Source organism: Streptomyces cinereospinus (genome assembly GCF_042430725.1).
Taxonomy (GTDB): Bacteria; Actinomycetota; Actinomycetes; order Streptomycetales; family Streptomycetaceae; genus Streptomyces; species Streptomyces cinereospinus.
The window spans coordinates 60564-78414 of sequence record NZ_JBHMCY010000015.1; the positions used below are offsets into that span (position 1 = coordinate 60564).

Here is a 17851-nt window from a genome sequence, read left to right on the forward strand (position 1 = left end):
GCGGCTCGGCCGACGAAGGAGACCTGCACCAGTGGGCGATCAGACAGACGTTCAACAGACCGCGGGGACCGAGCGGAACGCGCAGGCCCCGCAGACCGAGCAGACCGAGCAGATCGCTCTGGCCGAGCAGGCCTCGCAGGCCGCTCTGGCCGGGGCACTGGTCGGCATCGTCGGCGCGGGCACGATGGGGATCGGTGTGGCCCAGTGCTTCGCCGAAGCCGGACACCCCGTGGTCGTCGTCGACAATGCCCCCGGGGCGCTGGCCTCGGGCCCGGCTCGGCTCCGCGCCGGGATCAGGACGGCCGCTCTGCTGCGCCCCGGGCCCCGGCAGGCGCGGGCGGGCGGGCCCGCGTCCCGCGCCGAGTCCCTCGTGACCTGGTCCGCCGAGCTCGCCGACATGGCGGCCGCTCTTCTGGTGGTGGAGTGCGCCCGGGAGGACGAGGACGTCAAGGAGGGGATCCTCCGCGAGCTGGACCGGGTCTGCGAGGCCGAGGCGATCTTCGCGTCCAACACCTCGTGCATCCCGGTCAGTCGCCTCGGGTCCTTCACCGCCCGCCCCGACCGGGTCATCGGCACCCACTTCATGAACCCGGCGCCGCTCAAGGACGCGGTGGAGGTGATCCGCGCGCCGGAGACCAGCGCTCTCACCCTGGAACGTACGGAGGCGTTCCTCGCCCGCGTCGGAAAGCACGCCCTCGTGGTGCGGGACGCCCCCGGCTTCGTCACGAACCGGGTGCTGATGCTGACGCTCAACGAGGCGGCCGCCGTGCTGGGCGAGGGAACCGCCGACGCCGAGACCGTGGACCGCGTTTTCCAGGACTGCTTCGGCCACCCCATGGGGCCGCTGCGCACGGCCGACCTCATCGGTCTCGACACCATCGCCGACTCGCTGGAGGTGCTGCGCCGGCACACCGGCGAGGACCGCTTCCGGCCGTGCTCCCTGCTGGCCCGTCTCGTCGCCGAAGGCAACGTGGGACGCAAGTCGGGCAGTGGCTTCTACCCGTACTCGCCCCAGCACCTCAGCGCGCGGAGAGGAACCGACCATGGCTGACCGCCAGGGCGCGCCCACCGACCTGTCCGCCGCCGGTGAGAACGCCCGGCGTGCCGTACGGCCCTCCGGTCCGGGGCCCACCGCCCCCGGCGGCCGGACCGCCCAGCTCGTGGAGATCCACGGCCCCCTGGACCTCACCACGCTGGGCAAGGCGGTCGCCCAGGTCGTGGCCGAGACCACCGCACGGCCCGTGCGCCGAGCCGACGAGGGACCGGACGGACCACCCGCCCCGGAGAACTCGGCCGGACTGCCGCTGCCCGTGGTGGACCTGAGCACGGAGGCAGACCCGCGGGGCGCGGCGGACGCGTGGACACGCGCGGCACTCGGGCGGGGAGCGGAGCCCGCACGCGGGGAGACCGGGCAGCCCTGGTCCACCCAGGCGTTGCTGCGGCTCGCCCCGGACCACCACCACTGGTTCCACCAGCACCATCGAGCCGTTGTCGACCGCTTCGGCTGTGCGCTTGTCACCCGCCGGGTCTCCGAGGTGTACACGGCGCTCACCGAGGGCCGCTCGGCCGCCGACGGCGCCCTGGCCACCCGGCCGCAGCCGGTCTCGGCGGCGGCCGGGTACACCGGGTCTCCCGCGGACAGCGCCGACCCCGCCCGCGGGCGCCGACGGCTCGCCGACCTCCCCGAACCGGTGACCTTCGCGTCCGCTCCCGCCCGGGACGCCGACCGGTCACGACCACCGGTGAACTCCCGCCCGGTGACGCTCGGCACCACCGACACCGAACGCGTCCGTGCCGCCGCCCGCAACGGCGGTGTGCCGGTACGGGCGGTGCTGTGCGCCGCCGTGGCGGCCTACACCCACCGGCTGAGCGGCGCCACGGATGTGGTGATCGGCATGCCGACGGACGGCCGGCCGAGCCGGGTGAGCAGGCGGGTCCCGGACGCGAGCGAGGACATCGTGCCGCTCCGGCTGACGGTACGGTCCGCCACCACCTTCGCCGAGCTCGTCCGGGACGTCGCCCGGGAGTCGCGCGAGGCGGTCAGACACCAGCGGCTGCGCCACCGGGAGGGGGGTCGCGAGGAGGCGCCGGACGACCGGCTGCGGCTGTTCGGGCCGATCGCCGACATCCGCACGCCCGGGACCTGCGTGCGGTTCGGTGAACTGTCCGTGGCGGTCCACGACCTGGTGCCCGACCCGGTCCACGACCTCCGCGTCGTACTCGACGACGACCCCGTGGACCAGCGGCTGCGGGTCGTCTTCAGCGGTGCGGCGAATCGCTATCACGCCGGCGAACTCGACGCGCACGCCTGGCGTTTCGGGCGTCTGCTGTCCCTGGCCGTGGCCCGCCCGGGGCACTCGCTGGGCACCTTCGACCTGCCGGCGGCAAACGCGTGGGGGGCCGTTCGCTCCCGGACGAACAGCACGGCCTCCCGGGCACCTCGCCGAACGCTCACCGACTTGCTGGAGAGCGCCGCCCGCAGCCACGCCGAGGCGGTCGCCGTCGTCGGCGCCGACGACAAGCTCACCTACGCCGGACTCCACGAGCGCGCCAACCGGCTGGCCCGGCTCCTGCTCGACCGGGGTGCCGGGCCGGAGTCGGTCGTCGGGCTGCTGCTCCCCCGGGGCGCCGGGACACTCGTGGCGATGCTCGCGGTGCTCAAGACCGGCGCCGCCTACCTGCCGCTCGACCCCGCCTACCCGGCCGAGCGGCTCCGCTTCATGGTCGAGGACGCGGAACCCGTCTGTGTGCTGACCGACACCGCCACCGACTCGTACGTCGCGGACGTCGTGAGCCGGTCGACCGCCACCGTCCGGCTCGACTCCCCCGCGATCACCGCCGAGTTGGAGCACCTCTCACCCACGGCACCGTCCGACGCCGACCGCCCCGAGCCGCTGCGGCCCTCGCATCCCGCGTACGTCCTCTACACCTCGGGCTCCACCGGCACGCCCAAAGGGGTCGTGGTGCCGCACCGGGGTGTGGTCGCGCTGGTGGACTGGGCGGCCGCCGAGTTCGGCGCCGAGTCCTTGGCACACGTGCTGGCGGCGAGCTCCTTCAGCTTCGACGTGTCGGTGGCCGAGATCTTCCCGGCGCTGGCGGGCGGCGGCAGCGTGGAGGTGGTCGACAGTCTCCTGTCGCTGCTCGACGGCGACCCGCCCCGCTGGTCGGGCGGTCTGCTGTGCGCCATCCCTTCGGTGTTCTCCAAGCTGTTGGAGACCGGTGGTCCCGAGGTGTCGGCCACGACGCTCTCGATGACCGGTGAGGTACTCACCGCACCCCTCGCCGCGCGGATCCGGGAGATCATGCCCGGCACCCGGGTGCTCAACGTGTACGGACCCACCGAAGCCACCGTCCATGCCACCGCAGCCACCGTCTCGGCGGGCGACGGTCCGGTGCCGGAGGGCGCACCGCCCATCGGACGGCCGCTGGACCACGTACGCGCCCACGTGCTCGACAGCTCCCTCCGCCAGGTGGAAGCCGGCCGCCAGGGCGAGCTGTACCTGGCGGGAGACTGCCTTGCCCGGGGATATCTGCGCCGGTCCGGGCTGACCGCGGGACGTTTCGTCGCCGACCCCTTCGGCCCGCCCGGCGAGCGGATGTACCGGACCGGTGATCTGGCCCGTTGGCGCCCCGACGGACAGCTCGACTTCCTCGGCCGCACGGACGCCCAGGTCAAGGTCAACGGCTTCCGCGTCGAACTCGGCGAGGTGGAGGCGGTGATCGCCCGGCACCCCGCCGTCACCGAGGTCATGGCCTGTGTCCGGAAGGGGGCGAGTGGCGACGCCCGGCTCGTGGCCTACCTGGTGCCCGCGGCGGGAGCCCGTCTCCCCGGCCGCCACGCGCTGCGGGACTGGGCGGCCGAGCGGCTGCCGGCGCACCTGGTCCCGGCCGAGCTGAAGGCCGCCTCCGCGCTGCCGCGGACGGGCAGTGGCAAGCTCGACCGCGAGAGGCCGCCGACGGGCGTACGGCCGCTGGAGGCCGACCCTCCCCCAGGCCCTGGGGGCCTGGAAGGTGTCCCCATGGCCGTCGGCGGAGCGCAGGAGGAGCACGTGGCGCGGGTGTTCCGCGAGGTGCTCCGGCTCCCCGACGTCGCGACGGACGTCAGCTTCTTCGACCTCGGCGGCGACAGCGTCATGTCGATCCGGCTGCTGAGCCGACTGCGCCGGGTGGGTCTTGTCCTCACACCGCAGGACGTCTTCGAGCACAAGACGGTCAGCGCACTGGCCCGGGTCGTGCGCGAGACGGACCGGGCCGACGCGGCCCGCAGGCCCGGCGTCCCGACCGACCCCTCGTTCCAGGCGGGCGGCGACACCCCGAGCGACAGGCGGCCGGGCGTCCGGGAGACGTCCGAGGAGACCGGCGGCGGAGTCCTGTTGCCGTTGCGGGAGTCGGGCGACGAGGCCCCCTTGTTCTGCGTGCACCCGGCGGTGGGCTTCGCCTGGTGCTACGCGGGACTCACCTCGCCGCTCGGCGCCGATCGGCCGGTGTACGGCCTGCAGGCCCGGGGTCTGGACGGCCCAGGAGTTCTGCCGGCGTCCGTGCGGGAGATGGCGGCGGACTACCTGGACCAGGTCAGGTCCGTCCAGCCCACGGGCCCCTACCACCTCCTCGGCTGGTCCTTCGGCGGGGTGGTCGCCCACGAGATGGCGGTGCAGCTGGAGGAGAGCGGCGAGTCGGTGGAGACGCTGGCGATCCTGGATGCCCACCCCACGGGCGGGAACGTCGCCGACGCCGTGGCCTCGGCCGAGGCCGCGCCGGGTTCGGTCGCCGGCCGGGACATCCTCGCGCTGCTCCTGGGGTTCTTCGGCTACGGCCCCTCCCCGCGGGCGGGCGAGTCGCTGACGTATCCGCGGTTCTTGGAGATCACCCGGACGCAGGAGGGACCGCTGGCCTCGTTCGACGAGCAGCGGATCGCCGCGCTGGCCGCGACCTTCACCAACCTCGCGCGGATCGCCGACCTGCACGAACCTCGCCCGTTCGGCGGGAACACCGTGATGTTCACCGCGCGGGAACACCCGCCCGAGACCGTGCTCGGCCTGTGGCGCCCTCTGATCGAGGGGTCGCTCGAGGTCCTGCCGGTCGACAGCACGCACATGGAGATGGGACGCCCCGCCGCGCTCGGCGTCGTCGGCCGCGTCCTCGTCGAACGGTGGGCCTCCAGGGCACCACGGAAGGGGTCGGTGAACATTCCGTGAGGAACGAACCGGAGCAGGTGCGCGCGGCGGATCGCCCGTCGATGCCGCTCACCACGACACAGCACGGGATCTGGATGGCTCAGCGGCTGGCGCCTCCGGTCCGGTACCAACTGGCGAGTGCGTTCGAGATCGCCGGAGATCTCGACCCAGAGGTGTACGGGGCGGCCTTCCGGTTTGCCGTGACGGAGACCGAGCCGTTCCGGTCCCGGTTCGCCGTCACGGCCTCGGGGGAGCCGAGGCAATGGGCCGGCCCCCTGCCCGCCTGGCACATACCGGTCGTGGACCTCCAGCGGGAACCCGTGCCGATGGCCGCCGCGCTGGACTGGATGCGGGCGGACATCCCCCGCCCGCTCGACCTGGAGAACGGCCCGGCGTTCAGGACCGCGTTCCTGCGCCTCGCCGAGGACCGGGTCTGCTGGTACCTGCTCGTCCACCACCTGGTGGTGGACGGCTTCGGCCTGGCGCTGTTCGCCCGACGGCTCGGCGAGATCTACGCGGCGCTGGAGCGCGGCGAGTCCCCGAAGCCCGGCCACCAGGTGCCGTTGGACACCCTGCTCGACGCCGAGCGGGCCTACCGTTCCACGCCCGACTTCGAGGCCGACCGTCGGTTCTGGACGGCGAAGATGGCCGGTTGGCCGGGAACCGTGCGGCCGGGTGTGTCCCGGCCCGCCGCACCTGGCCGGGACCTGCCCGGCCGGACGGACACCGGCCCGACGGGCGGGGCACCGGTGCGGGGTGCGTCCCGGATGCCCGCGGACCGGGTGGCCGCCCTCCGCGCCCACGCGCGCCAACTCGACGTCCCCTGGGCGGCAGTGGCGACCACCTCCGCCGTCCTGCTGGACCATGCCCGCACCGGCGGGGGCGACGAGGTCGTCGTGGGTTTCCCGGTCGCGGGCCGCACCCCCAGGACGGCGGGCGCCGTGACCGGCGCGGGGTCGAACGTCCTCCCGCTGCGGGTACCGGTCGACCCGCGCCGGCCGACCGCCGAACTGATCCGGACCGTCGGCGAGGCAATCACCCTCGCCCTCGACCACCAGCGCTACCGGTACGAGGACCTCCGCCGTGACCTCGGCTTCACCGGGTCCGCACACGCGCCGTACCAACTGACCGCGAACATCGTCCCCTTCAGCTTCGGCCGCAGTTTCGCCGGGCGGCCGATGACCCTCAGACAGCTCAACACCGGCGCGGTCGAAGACCTTTCCGTCATGATCAGGCCGGAACGCGGCAGGTCCGGCCTGATGGTGGAGGTGCACGCCGAGGCCGGACGGTACGAGCCCGAGGAAGTCGCCGCCGAGGCCGACCGCTGCGTACGCCTGCTCGACCAGCTGATCGACGACCCTGGGCGCCCCGTCGGGAAGCTGGACCTGCTGGCACCGGAAGAGCGCAGGCTGCTCGTACCGCGCACCGGCACGCCCGCACCCCCCTCGCCCCGTACACTCCCCGAGCTGTTCGAACACTGGGCCGCCCGCACTCCGCACGCCCCGGCGGTCGGCCACGGCGACCGGCAGCTCACCTATGCCGAGCTCAACGCCCGCGCCAACCGGCTGGCCAGGACGCTGATCCGGCGCGGCGCGGGGCCCGAACGCACCGTCGCCGTCCTGCTCCCCCGCTCCACGGACATCGTCACCGCGATCCTGGCGGTGTCCAAGACCGGCGCGGCCTACCTCCCGCTCGACACGGGATGGCCACCGGAGCACACGGAGTGGATCCTCGCCGACGCCCGGCCTGTATGCGTCCTCTCCGAAACGGACCCGACGGGAGCGGCGGCGCTGGCGACGAGCGGCGACGACTCGACGGACAGCGACGCCGACCTGACCGACGCGGACCGCACGGGGCCGCTGACGCCAGACCATGCCGCGTACGTCATCTACACCTCCGGATCGACCGGCCACCCCAAGGGCGTGGTGGTCCCGCACCGCGGTCCGGTGGCACTGCTGCGGGCGGGAGCCGCCGAGTTCGGTTTCGGCCCCGACGACACCTGGACGATGTTCCACTCCTGTGCCTTCGACTTCTCCGTGTGGGAGATGTGGGGCGCCCTCGCGCACGGTGGCCGACTGGTGATCGTCCCCCGCGAGGTGAGCCGCTCCCCCCACGCCTTCCTCGACCTGCTGGTGCGGGAGCGTGTGACGGTGCTCAACCAGACGCCCTCCGCCTTCCGGTCGCTGGAGCAGGCCGACGCCGAAGAACCGGAGCGGGGGCGGGAGCTGGCCCTCCGCTGGCTCATCTTCTGCGGCGAGGCGCTCTCCCCCGCCGTCGTGCGTTCCTGGTACGGGCGGCACCAGGACTGTGCGCCCGTCCTGGTCAACATGTACGGCATCACCGAGACCGCGGTCCTGTCGACCCGGCTCGACCTGGACCACGACCACGGTAAGGGGCGGGTCGTCCCGATCGGCAGGGCCATCGCCGGTACCCGGCTGTACGTACTGGACAACCAGCTGCGCCCGGTGCCCCCAGGGGTGGCCGGTGAGCTGTACGTCGCGGGTACCGGTGTGGCCAGGGGATATCTGCACCGTGCCGCGTTGACGGCGCGACGCTTCGTGGCCGACCCCTTCGGCCCCGCCGGGTCCCGGCTGTACCGCTCGGGCGACCTCGCACGCGCCCGTCAGGACGGCTCACTGGAGTATCTCGGCAGGGCGGACGACCAGGTCAAGATCCGTGGCTTCCGGATCGAACCGGCCGAGGTCGAGGCGGCGCTGCTGGCCGCCCCCGGCGTGGCGGGCGGCGCCGTGCTGGCGAGCTCCGGTGTTCCGCGCGGTCCGGCCGGCACCAGGGCGGACGACGGCCGGGGAACCGAGGGGCCCGCACGGTTGGTGGCCTACGTCGTCCCCACCCGCGAGGCGACGGCGGACGATCCCGGGCCGGCCCTTACCCGGCTGCGGGAATGGCTGCGCGGGCGGCTTCCGGCGCATCTGGTCCCGTCCCTGTTCGTCCCGCTCGACAGACTGCCGCTCACCCCCAACGGGAAGCTGGACCGGGTGGCGCTCCCTTGCCCCCACGCCCGCGCGCACACCACGTCCCGCGCCCCGGACACACCGCTGGAAGCCGAACTGGCCGGGCTGTACGCCGACCTGCTCGCCGTGGAGCGGGTCGGCGCCGACGACGACTTCTTCGACCTCGGAGGCGACAGCCTGCGGGCGACACGGCTGGTCAGCCTGGTACGCCGAGCCGGTCTCGGCGCCCGGGCGGAGCTTGATGTCAGGGACGTCTTCCTCCACCCGACCGTCGCCGGGCTCGCAGCCCATCTGGGCGACCCGGATCAGCCGGGCGGCGCCTCAGTGGCAGCGGGGCCCCGGCCCGTCCCCCGGCTTCCGTCGGCCGCGGACCGGAGCGCCGAGCCGGTCCCGCTCTCCTTCGGCCAACGGCGCTTCTGGTTCCTGCACAGACTTGCCGGACCCGACAGCACCTACAACGTTCCTCTGGTACTGCGCTGGGACGGCGAACTGGACCAGGAGGCGCTCCGTGCCGCCCTGGGGGACCTCACGGCCCGGCACGAAACCCTGCGTACCCTCATCCAGCAGCGGGACGGCCAGGCGGTCCAGCACATCCTGGCGGCCGCGGCCGCACGCCCGGCACTCACGGTCGAACCCGTCGCCCCGGACCAGTTGTCGGACGCGTTGAGCGCCGCGGCCGCACGCCCCTTCCGCCTGGAGAGCGAACTTCCCCTGCGCGCGACCCTCTTCACCACCGAGGCCCCACGCCGCCAGACGTTGCTCCTGCTGCTCCACCACATCGCCTGCGACCGCGCCTCGCTGCGGTGTCTGCTGGACGACCTCGGCACCGCCTACCGGGCCCGCGTCGGCGGAGCCGCCCCGAACTGGTCGCCCTTGCCCGTTCAGTACGCCGACTTCACCCTGTGGCAGCGCGAACAGCTCGGCACCGACGACGGGCCCAGCGCCCTCCGGACCAGTCAGCTCGCCTACTGGGACAAGACCTTGGCCGGTCTGCCGGAACGCATCCCGCTACCCGCCGACCGTACGGAGCGGGCGCCGTCCGGGCGCCCGGAGCACAGCGCCGGCGACACGGTGGCCTTCTCGGTCCCCGCGGACGTGCACGGGCAGCTCCTGGAGGTGGCCGCGGACGAGCAGGCCAGCCTCTTCCTGGTGGCGCACGCCGCACTGGCCGCGCTGCTCACCCGCCTCGGCGCGGGCACGGACATCCCGATCGGCACGGCCGTGTCCGACCGCGCGGACGCGGAGCTCGACGGCCTCGTCGGCTTCTTCGTGAACACGCTCGTGCTGCGCGCCGACATCTCGGGAGAGCCGACCTTCCGTGAGCTGCTCGGCCGGGTCACGCAAGCCGATCTGGGGGCCTTCGCCCACCAGGATGTTCCCTTCGACCTGGTCGTGGAGGCGCAGGGGCCACGGCGGGCGGCGAGCGGGCAGGCCGTGTTCGGCCGGGCCCTGTTCCAGGTGATGCTGGTTCTCACACCTTCCCTCCCCGAGCGGCTGGAACTACCGGGCGGATCCGCCACGGTGGACCTGGTCGGCAGGGGTTCGGCCGGGTTCGACCTGACCTTCGGCCTGTTCGAGCGGCGGGACGTCGACGGCACCTGTCGCGGGCTCGACGGCGTGGTCGAATACCGGACCGAGCTGTTCGACCGGTCCACTGTCGAGGCCCTCTGCACCCGCTTCACGCGGCTGCTGCGTACGGTCGCGGCCACCCCGGACATCCCGGTCCACGACATCGACCTGTCAGGGCCCACGGAAGGCTGACAGCGGCTCACCGTGGGGTCGGCCGCCCCCGGCTCAGACCCTGCAGCACTGGCCTTCGCACCCGCCGCCACCTGCACCGTATGAAGTCCTCATACCGGTGGGCTTCCAACATTCACCTCCTTCTCGTGGCGCCCTCACTGTTGACCTCACGGCGCCGCGTGCCAGGCTCGCGCCATCCGGGAGCGAAGGGAACTGGCATGGTGAGTCTGGACATTGGGTTGCTCGGACCGTTCACGGCCTCGGTGGGCGGTGCGTCCATCGTCCCCAGCGCGGCCAAGCAGCGCAGGCTGCTCGCTTTGCTCGCGGTCGGCGGCGGACGCGAGATGAGCATGGCCGTCATCGCCGAGGAGCTGTGGGAGGGGTTCCCCCCGGCCGGCCCGTCGGCCGCCGTGCAGACGTACGTGAAGCAGCTGCGGCAGCGGATCGCCACCGCCGTCTCCCGGCTCGCTCCGTATGTCGACCCCAAGGAGATCCTCAGCCGCGGGAACAGCGGCTACCGGCTCGACATGCCCGACGTGCGGGTGGACGCCCGGGAGTTCGAGCGTTACGTGCGACAGGGCGAGCAGGCGATCAGCCATGGTGAGGACCAGCAGGGTGTCCTGCTGCTGTCCGAGGGGCTCGCCCTGTGGCGTGGGCAGGCGCTGAGCGACGTACGGATGTCGGGGGCTCTGCGGGCCGAGGCACTGCGGCTGGACGAGGTGCGGCTCGCCGCTGTCCAGTCGCGTATCGACGCCGAACTGCGGCTCGGTCACCATGTGCATCTGGTCAGCGAGTTGACCGCGCTCACCACCCTGCATCCGCTGCAGGAGAATCTGCACGCGCAGTTCATCGTCGCGCTCTATCGCAGCGGACGTCAGTCACAGGCTCTGGAGGCGTTCCGGAGGCTGCGTGAGGCATCCGTGCGGGAGTTGGGGATCGAGCCGTCGCGGCGGCTTCAGGAGCTGCACCGTTGGGTGCTGGCCGGTGAGCCGCTCCTGGATGCCCCGGTCCGCACTCTGACCGCTTTCTAGTCGGCGGCAGGTTCCCTCGAAAGGAGGGCAGGCAATGGAACACACGCCTGCTGACGTCGTCACGGTCCACCTCTGGTCGCTGTCCGAAGACGTGACCGTCGATCACGACGTGCGACACGACCAGGTGGTGCTCAAGAGCCGCTGGGGCATGGACTGTCTGGACCGGCCCGGGCCCGAGGTGCGGGAGGCTCTGCGGCGGATGGAGCTGGGGCCCGTGGTCCTCGCCAACGTTGCTGACCAACACGTCGACCTCAACGAGGTGTTGCTTCCGGTGCTGAGCCGGCTGTCCCATCTGGTGGTGCGCACGCTCGGCGCCGACGATCTGCGGGGCCCGCTGCTGTCGGTGTTCCCGGTGGCGCAGGACGCGCCCCTCCCCCTGGTCTGGCTGCCGGGCCAGCGGGCCGTGCGGCTACCCCGCAGGACGGTCCTGACCATACTCAACTCCGGGCTCTCGCTGGAGGCCGACGACTGTCCGCACCGGGTCGTGCTGCACCGGCCCGAGGCCGCCCTCGTGGTGGCCATGCTGGGCTGGCCGGTCACTCCTGACACAGCGAAGGCGGCCCTGCCGCTGCCGCCGCAGATGACCGAGGGCATCATGCGCTATCTGGCGGCGGCGGGAATGGCGCCGCCCGCGGACGACGCCGCGTACGACGGCGTCTGAGCCGCCGACGACCCCGGTCGTCGCGGACCGGGGCCCGGTCAGACCAGCCAGCCGGCGTCCCGGGCGATGCGAATCGCGTCGACCCTGTTGCGGGCGTTCAGCTTGACGACCACCGTCGTGAGGTAGTTGCGCACGGTCCCGGTGGACAGGTGCAGAGCGGAGGCGATCTCCCTGGCCTCGGATCCCTCCGCGGCAAGGCGCAGCACCTCCGTCTCGCGCTCGGTCAGCGGACTCTGCGCACCGCTCCACGAGGCGAGCGCCAGCTTGGAGTCGATGACGCGTTGCCCCGCGATGACCCGCCTGATTGCGTAGGCCAGTTCGGCCGGTGACTCGTCCTTGAGGAGATAGCCGTCCACTTCCGCGGCGAGCGCCCGGCGCAGGGTACCGGGGCGGCCGAGGCTGGTGAGCATGAGTGTCTTGCAGCTGAGTAGACGTTCACGGAGCTGGACGGCGGCGCTCAGGCCATCCAGGCCCGGCAGGTCGATGTCGATCACCGCGATGTCGGGCCTGACCTTGAGCGCCGCGTCGATGATTTCGTCCCCGCGCTCCAGTTCACAGACGACTTCGAGATCTCTCTCCAGACTCAGAAGCGCCACCAGCGCTCCCCGGACCATGTTCATGTCCTCTGCGAGCAATATCCGAATAATCGCAGCGCACCCCCCTGGCACAGCAATCAATAGCGTCAATTTATCAACCGGACTGATGCGGCGCGTAGTTCGCCGTCAGGCTGCCGACTGGCTGTCGCCCGCGCGGCCTTCCCAGTCCGCGTCGGCCGCGACCTCGGTGCTTCGCCGTTCGGGGGCGCGAGCCACGACCCGGAACGTTCCGTCGTTGTTCTGCTCCGCGCTCAGGCTGCCGTCGACAGCGCTGAGTCGCGTCTGCAGATTGCCGAGGCCGCTTCCGCTGTGCGGGGACGGGTCCCGATGGCCCTTCGCCACACCGTCGTTGACGATGATCAGCCGCACCTCGCCGACGACCCGCTCTGCGGCGATCTCGCAGAACGTCGCGCGGCTGTGGCGCAGCAGGTTGGTGACCGCCTCGCGGAGCACCGTCGCGAGCACGGTCTCCAGCTCCCGCTCCAGGGGCCCGGTCTGCACGCGCGCGGTGACGCGCACGTCGGCGGCGCTGAGCACGGACTGAGCCGAGCCGATCTCTTCCTCCAGGGACACGTCACGGTAGCCGCTGGCCACACTGCGCACATCGGCCAGCGACTGGCGGGACATGGTGAGCACGTCCTTGATTTCGGACTTGGCCCGGGCGGGGTGCGCGGGCAGCAGGCGGTGGATCAGCTCGCCCTTGAGGGTGATCGCGGAGAGGCTGTAGCCGAGCAGGTCGTGCAGGTCCCGGGCGAAGCGGAGGCGTTCCTGGGTGACCGCGACGCGGGTGAGTTCACCGCGGGTCTCGTGCAGGACGCGGATCAGGTCGGCGAGCCGGGTGAGGCCGAAGATCACGAGGCCGGTCAGCAGGGTGGACTGGACATAGTAGAACGTGTCCACCACGGGCAGGCCGACGAGCAGGGGCGGGGCGAGCATCGAGGCGCCCACCGCCCCGTACAGGAGCCAGCCCTGCCGTGGGGGCAGGAGCAGCAGTAAGGAGCCCGCGAGGAAGCCCGCCATCGAGCCCCACTGTGTCTCGAAGACGAGGAGGGGGAGGTAGGTCAGGAGTGCCTGGGCGCCCAGAGTGAGGATCTTGCGGCCGGTGGACGCGAGGTGCGCACCGGCTCTGGAGTGCAGCAGCTGCAGTCCGAAGATGCCGAGGAGGCACAGGACCGCCGCGGCCAGCGGGACGGCGGAGGAGTGTGTGCTCAGGATGTTGAGCAGGGTGATGCTGAAGTAACACGACAGCGCTGCGAGCAGAACGAGCCGGCCGAGCCGGGGTGCGGGGATGTCGCCACTTCTGCCGAGCGGTCTCTCCGGTCTCCCCGGGGCCTCGCCCACCTCGCTTGAGGGTATGTGACCGTACGTCATGTTCGAATCCCCTCTCCCGCAGCCCCGTCCCCGTGTGGAGCATAAACGAGCATGATGTGGAGTCACTCAAGGATTACCCAACCTCAGGTGGCCCGTGCAGCACGCGCTTGCCCGGCGGGTCGGGTCGCTCGGAGGAAGGGCGGCGCATCGTCGGCGGACGTACGCCGGGGACGGGCCCCGTAGCTCAGGAGCGCGCAAGGAGCCCGCGTTCCAGGGCGACGACGACGGCGCGGGTGCGGTCGCTGACGTCGAGTTTCGCGAAGACCCGCAGGAGATGCGTCTTCACCGTGGCCTCGCCGATGACCAGGCGACGGCCGATCTCGGCGTTGGACAGGCCGTCGGCGACCGCGCGCAGCACGTCCCGCTCGCGGGCGGTGAGCGCGACCGGTTCGGGGCGGCGCATCCGGGCCACGAGGCGCTCCGCGACCTTGGGCGCCAGCACCGTCTCGCCGCGGGCCGCCGAGCGGATGGCGTCGGCGAGCTGTTCACGGGTGGTGTCCTTGAGGAGGTAGCCGACGGCGCCGGCCTCCACGGCTCGTTCGATCTCGACGTCCGTGTCGTACGTCGTGAGGATCAGCACCCGGGTGGCCACCGACAGGGCGACGATCTCGGTGGTGGCGGCCACGCCGTCAAGCACCGGCATGCGCAGGTCGAGCAGGGCCACGTCGGGGGCGAGCCGCTCGACGAGGCCGACGCCCTCGCGGCCGTCGCTCGCCTCGCCGACGATCTCTATGGTGGGTTCGTTGGCCAGCAGGGCGATGACTCCGGCGCGCATCACGGCGTGGTCGTCGACCACGACCACCCGGATCCGGTCGTACGCGGTGTCGGTCATGGTCAGTCCTGACTGTGCGTGGGAAGGCTGGCGAGGACCCGGGTGCCGTCCCCGAGGGAACTGGTGACGGCGAGTTCGCCGTCGAGTTCGGCCAGCCGTCGACTCATGCCGTCGAGGCCGAAGCCATGGGACTCCTCGACGACGAAGCCGCAGCCGTCGTCGGTGATCTCCAGCTCGACACCGCCCACGAGTTCGGTGAGGACGACGCCGACGGTGGAGGCACCCGAGTGTTTGCGCACGTTGGCGAGGGACTCCTGCGTGCAGCGCAGCAGGGCGACGCGGGTGCGCTGGTCCAGGTCGACGTCGGGCAGTTCCGCGGTGACGGTGAGGCCGGTGTCCTGTACGAAACGGTCGAGGGTCCTGCGCAGGGTGCTCGCCAGCGAGCCGACCGCGACGCCGCTCTCGGGGGCGGAGCCGACGAGCACCCGGGCCTCGGCCAGGTTCTCGCGTGCGGTCTGCTCGATGGAGGTGAGCTGCTCGGCGCAGCGTACGGGGTCGGTGGCGGAGGCGGCGCGGGCGGCCTCCGCGAGCACCACGATGGAGGCGAAGCCCTGGGCGAGGGTGTCGTGGATCTCCCGGGCGAGCCGTTCGCGCTCCTCGGCCGCGCCCTGACGCTGATACGCCTGCGCCAACTCCTTTTGAGTGACGGTCAGTTCGGCGGTCAGTTGCTCCTGCCGCTCGTTGCTCTGGCCGACGAAGCGGTGCACCCACAGCCCCAGCCCCACCCCGGCGATGTAGGCGACCATGGTGAACACCACGTTCCCGGTCAGGAATTGGGGGCTCCAGCCCTGACCGAGCGTGCCGCCGAACACGGTGAGGGCGGCCGCGGCCCCGCTGAGTGTGATCGCGTCGCGCGGGGCTCGGGCGAAGAGCCAGAAGTGCGGCAGGGACACCACGTAGAAGGCGGCCCCGCCGTCCAGAAGGTAGGCCGTCGCCCCCAGGACGAGCACGAGGACACCGAGGTAGGTACGGGGACGCAGCAGGGGGTTGTCCGGCCGGGTGAGGACGACCGTGTGACACAGCGCGATCAGGGCGAGCAGGCCGAGCAGCCAGAACCTCCGGGCCGGCGACGCGTCGAGCACGGCGACGGCCGGGGGCAGCAGACCGAACAGGATCCAGCCTGCCAGGTTCCAGCGAAGGACACGGTCCTGGGCGAGCCGGTCACCCGACTGCTGCTGCCACTGAATCACGCTGATTCACCTCGTTCCTGGAGGAGTTGAGAGGCCGGCGGTCGAGTCGGTCAGCGTACCGATTCCAGGGTGCGGGCGGCCTGTTCGGAGGTGCGGCGGGCACCGCGCACCCCGCGGGAGGGCCACCAGTTGGCCTCGCCCAGCAGGAGCATCAGGGACGGCAGGACCAGCATACGGATGACGAAGGCATCCAGGAGGACGGCGACCGCGAGGCTGAAGCCGATCTGCTTCATCTCGATCAGGTGCAGGGCCGCGAAGCTGGCGAAGACCGTGACCATGACCACGGCGGCGCTGGTCACCACCCCCGCCGAGCTCCCGATGCCCTCGATCACGGCCTTGCGGGTCGGGACTCCGCGCAGGGCCGCCTCCCGGATCCGGCTGATCACGAAGACCTGGTAGTCCATCGAGAGGCCGAACAGGATCACGAAGAGGAACAGCGGGACCCGGGAGCCGATCGACCCGGTGGAGGTGAAGTCGACCAGGCCCTCGGCCCAGGTGTGCTGGAAGACCATGACGAGGATGCCGAGCGAGGCGGCGGCGGAGAGGAGGTTGAGGGCGATGCCGACCAGGCCGAGGACCACGGAGCGGAACGCGTAGACGGTCATGACGAAGGTGACCAGGAGCAGTGCCCCGATGATGAGGGGCAGCTTCTGTTCCTGGTGGGTCGGGTAGTCGGTGTAGCGGGCCACGTCACCGGTCACCGCGGTCTCGGCGCCCTTCACCTGGCCGACGGTCTCCGGGACGTACCTGTCGCGGATGTCCTTGAGCGAGGACTGGGCCTCGTCGCTGCTGACGTAGTGCGGGACCTGCAGTTGGAGCATGCTGATCCGCTTGTCGGGCGACGTGGTCAGCCGAGAGGTGCCGCTCAGGCGCGGGTCGTCCTTGACGTCGGCGGCGAGTTCACGCAGGGCGGCGGTCACCTCGGGCGAACTGTCGGCTTCGGCGCGGACCACGACCTGGTGCATGGACTTCAGCTCCGGGAAGGCCGCGTTCAGCCGGTCGTACACCTGCATGGCGACGATGGAGCGGGAGTGCGTCTCGCGGCCCATGTCGGTGAGCTTGAGGCTGAGGATCGGGGCGGCGAGGGCGAGCAGCCCGACCACAGTGACGGTGAGGGTGGCGACGGAGTGCTTGGCGACGGGGCGCAGCACGGCGGCGGTCAGACGGCCGGGGCCGGTCTTGTGCGTCTTCTGCTTCTTCGGTGCGAGCCCCTTGGCCGCCCGGCGCTCGGCCCGGCGTTCGGCCCGCATGCCCATGCTGGCGAGAAGGGCGGGCAGCACGGTCAGGGAGCTGACGACGGCGACCAGGGTGACGAGGATCGCGCCGGTGGCGATGGACGAGAAGATGACGTCGTCGGCGAGGTAGAGGGTGGCGCTGGAGACGGCGACGGCGAGACCGGAGAGGACGACGGCCCGTCCGGACGTGGCGGCGGCGAGTTCGACGACGGCCTGCGGGCTCAGCATGCCGCCGGCGCGGGCCCGCTCCTCACGTTCGCGCTTGAGGTAGAAGAGCGTGTAGTCGACGCCGACGGCGAGGCCGATGAGCAGGATGACGTTGGTGCCGACGCCCGCGTCGGGGAAGACGTGCGAGGCCACCATCGACAGTCCGACGGCCGCGGCGATCGAGGACAGGGCGAGCAACAGCGGTACGAGGGCCATCGCCACGGAGCTGAAGACCAGCAGCAGCGTGATGAGGGTGACCGGCAGGGCGATCACCTCGGTGCGCGAGAGGTCGTCGCCGCGCAGCTTGTCGACGCCCTTGCTGATGGACGGCGACCCGGTCTCCTCGACGCGCAGCCCGGGGTTGGCCTTCTGTACGGCCGCGGTCTGCTCGATCAGCGGGTCGACGTGCTCCTTGCCCTCCAGCTCCGGGCCCTTCATGGTGACGGATACCCGCACCGCCGTGTTGTCCGCGTTGCGTACCGGGTCGGCGACGGAGAGCACCTCGGGCAGCTTGGCCATCCGGGCGGCGACGTCGGCGGCGGCCGAGTCGGCCGCGGCGACATCGAGCTGTCCGGTCCCCGGCTTCGCGGTGATCAGGACGTGTTCGACGGGGCGCTGCTGTAACCCGCCCTCCGCGGCGATCGCCTCGCCCCGTCCCGCCTCGCCGATGCGGAAGTCCTCGGTGGTCGCCGGGTTGGTGCCGACGGAGATGCCGATACCGAGGCACAGGACGACGAACACGAACCAGCCGACGACGCCCCGCCAGGGGTGGACGGCGCTCCAACGAGCCATGCGTACAGGGAGATTCTTCATGTCGTCCATGCTCCTCGTCGGGGGTGTGG

The 17851-nt window shown here is 71.9% G+C and carries 10 protein-coding genes; 5 read left to right on the forward strand and 5 right to left on the reverse strand.

Annotated features, from left to right (window positions below; genetic code table 11):
• Nucleotides 1–31: 31 nt before the first annotated feature.
• From ACFF45_RS10585 to ACFF45_RS10605, 5 genes are all read left to right on the forward strand, one after another.
• Nucleotides 32–1051: a 3-hydroxyacyl-CoA dehydrogenase NAD-binding domain-containing protein gene (locus ACFF45_RS10585; protein WP_381345045.1), complete on the forward strand. Its 1020-nt coding sequence runs from the start codon at nucleotides 32–34 to the stop codon at nucleotides 1049–1051.
• A complete protein-coding gene (locus tag ACFF45_RS10590; protein ID WP_381345047.1) occupies nucleotides 1044–5195 on the forward strand; it encodes a non-ribosomal peptide synthetase in 4152 nt (1383 codons plus the stop codon). Before ACFF45_RS10585 ends, ACFF45_RS10590 begins: the two co-directional genes overlap by 8 nt.
• Nucleotides 5192–9907, forward strand: a complete 4716-nt coding sequence (locus tag ACFF45_RS10595; RefSeq protein WP_381345050.1) for a non-ribosomal peptide synthetase — start codon at nucleotides 5192–5194, stop codon at nucleotides 9905–9907. The genes ACFF45_RS10590 and ACFF45_RS10595 overlap by 4 nt, the downstream gene beginning before the upstream one ends.
• Before the next feature lie 197 nt (nucleotides 9908–10104).
• Nucleotides 10105–10917 carry an AfsR/SARP family transcriptional regulator gene (locus ACFF45_RS10600; protein ID WP_381345053.1) on the forward strand — a complete coding sequence of 271 codons (813 nt, stop codon included), beginning with the start codon at nucleotides 10105–10107 and terminating at the stop codon, nucleotides 10915–10917.
• Nucleotides 10918–10951: 34 nt separating this feature from the next.
• The gene (locus ACFF45_RS10605; RefSeq protein WP_381345055.1) at nucleotides 10952–11578 is read left to right on the forward strand and encodes an NADH oxidase; all 627 of its coding nucleotides are present in this window, start codon (nucleotides 10952–10954) and stop codon (nucleotides 11576–11578) included.
• 38 nt (nucleotides 11579–11616) lie between these two features.
• On the opposite strand, the gene ACFF45_RS10610 is transcribed toward ACFF45_RS10605, so the two are convergent.
• From ACFF45_RS10610 to ACFF45_RS10630, 5 genes are all read right to left on the reverse strand, one after another.
• Entirely contained in the window at nucleotides 11617–12225 is a 609-nt protein-coding gene (locus ACFF45_RS10610) for a response regulator transcription factor (RefSeq protein ID WP_381345164.1), read from the reverse strand.
• A gap of 75 nt (nucleotides 12226–12300) precedes the next feature.
• Entirely contained in the window at nucleotides 12301–13515 is a 1215-nt protein-coding gene (locus ACFF45_RS10615; RefSeq protein ID WP_381345058.1) for a sensor histidine kinase, read from the reverse strand.
• Nucleotides 13516–13729: 214 nt separating this feature from the next.
• On the reverse strand, nucleotides 13730–14377 hold the full coding sequence (locus ACFF45_RS10620; protein ID WP_381345060.1) for a response regulator: 648 nt from the start codon (nucleotides 14375–14377) through the stop codon (nucleotides 13730–13732).
• A 2-nt stretch (nucleotides 14378–14379) separates the two neighbouring features.
• Nucleotides 14380–15567, reverse strand: a complete 1188-nt coding sequence (locus tag ACFF45_RS10625) for a sensor histidine kinase (RefSeq protein WP_381345063.1) — start codon at nucleotides 15565–15567, stop codon at nucleotides 14380–14382.
• Nucleotides 15568–15617: 50 nt separating this feature from the next.
• On the reverse strand, nucleotides 15618–17822 hold the full coding sequence (locus ACFF45_RS10630; RefSeq protein WP_381345066.1) for an MMPL family transporter: 2205 nt from the start codon (nucleotides 17820–17822) through the stop codon (nucleotides 15618–15620).
• Nucleotides 17823–17851 lie beyond the last annotated feature (29 nt).

Bases quoted from the DNA above. Each gene is read 5' to 3' on its own strand.
- ACFF45_RS10590 (WP_381345047.1), top strand. From the start codon at position 1,044: ATGGCTGACCGCCAGGGCGCGCCCACCGACCTGTCCGCCGCCGGTGAG.
- ACFF45_RS10600 (WP_381345053.1), top strand. From the start codon at position 10,105: ATGGTGAGTCTGGACATTGGGTTGCTCGGACCGTTCACGGCCTCGGTG.
- ACFF45_RS10605 (WP_381345055.1), top strand. From the start codon at position 10,952: ATGGAACACACGCCTGCTGACGTCGTCACGGTCCACCTCTGGTCGCTG.
- ACFF45_RS10620 (WP_381345060.1), bottom strand. From the start codon at position 14,377: ATGACCGACACCGCGTACGACCGGATCCGGGTGGTCGTGGTCGACGAC.
- ACFF45_RS10630 (WP_381345066.1), bottom strand. From the start codon at position 17,822: ATGAAGAATCTCCCTGTACGCATGGCTCGTTGGAGCGCCGTCCACCCC.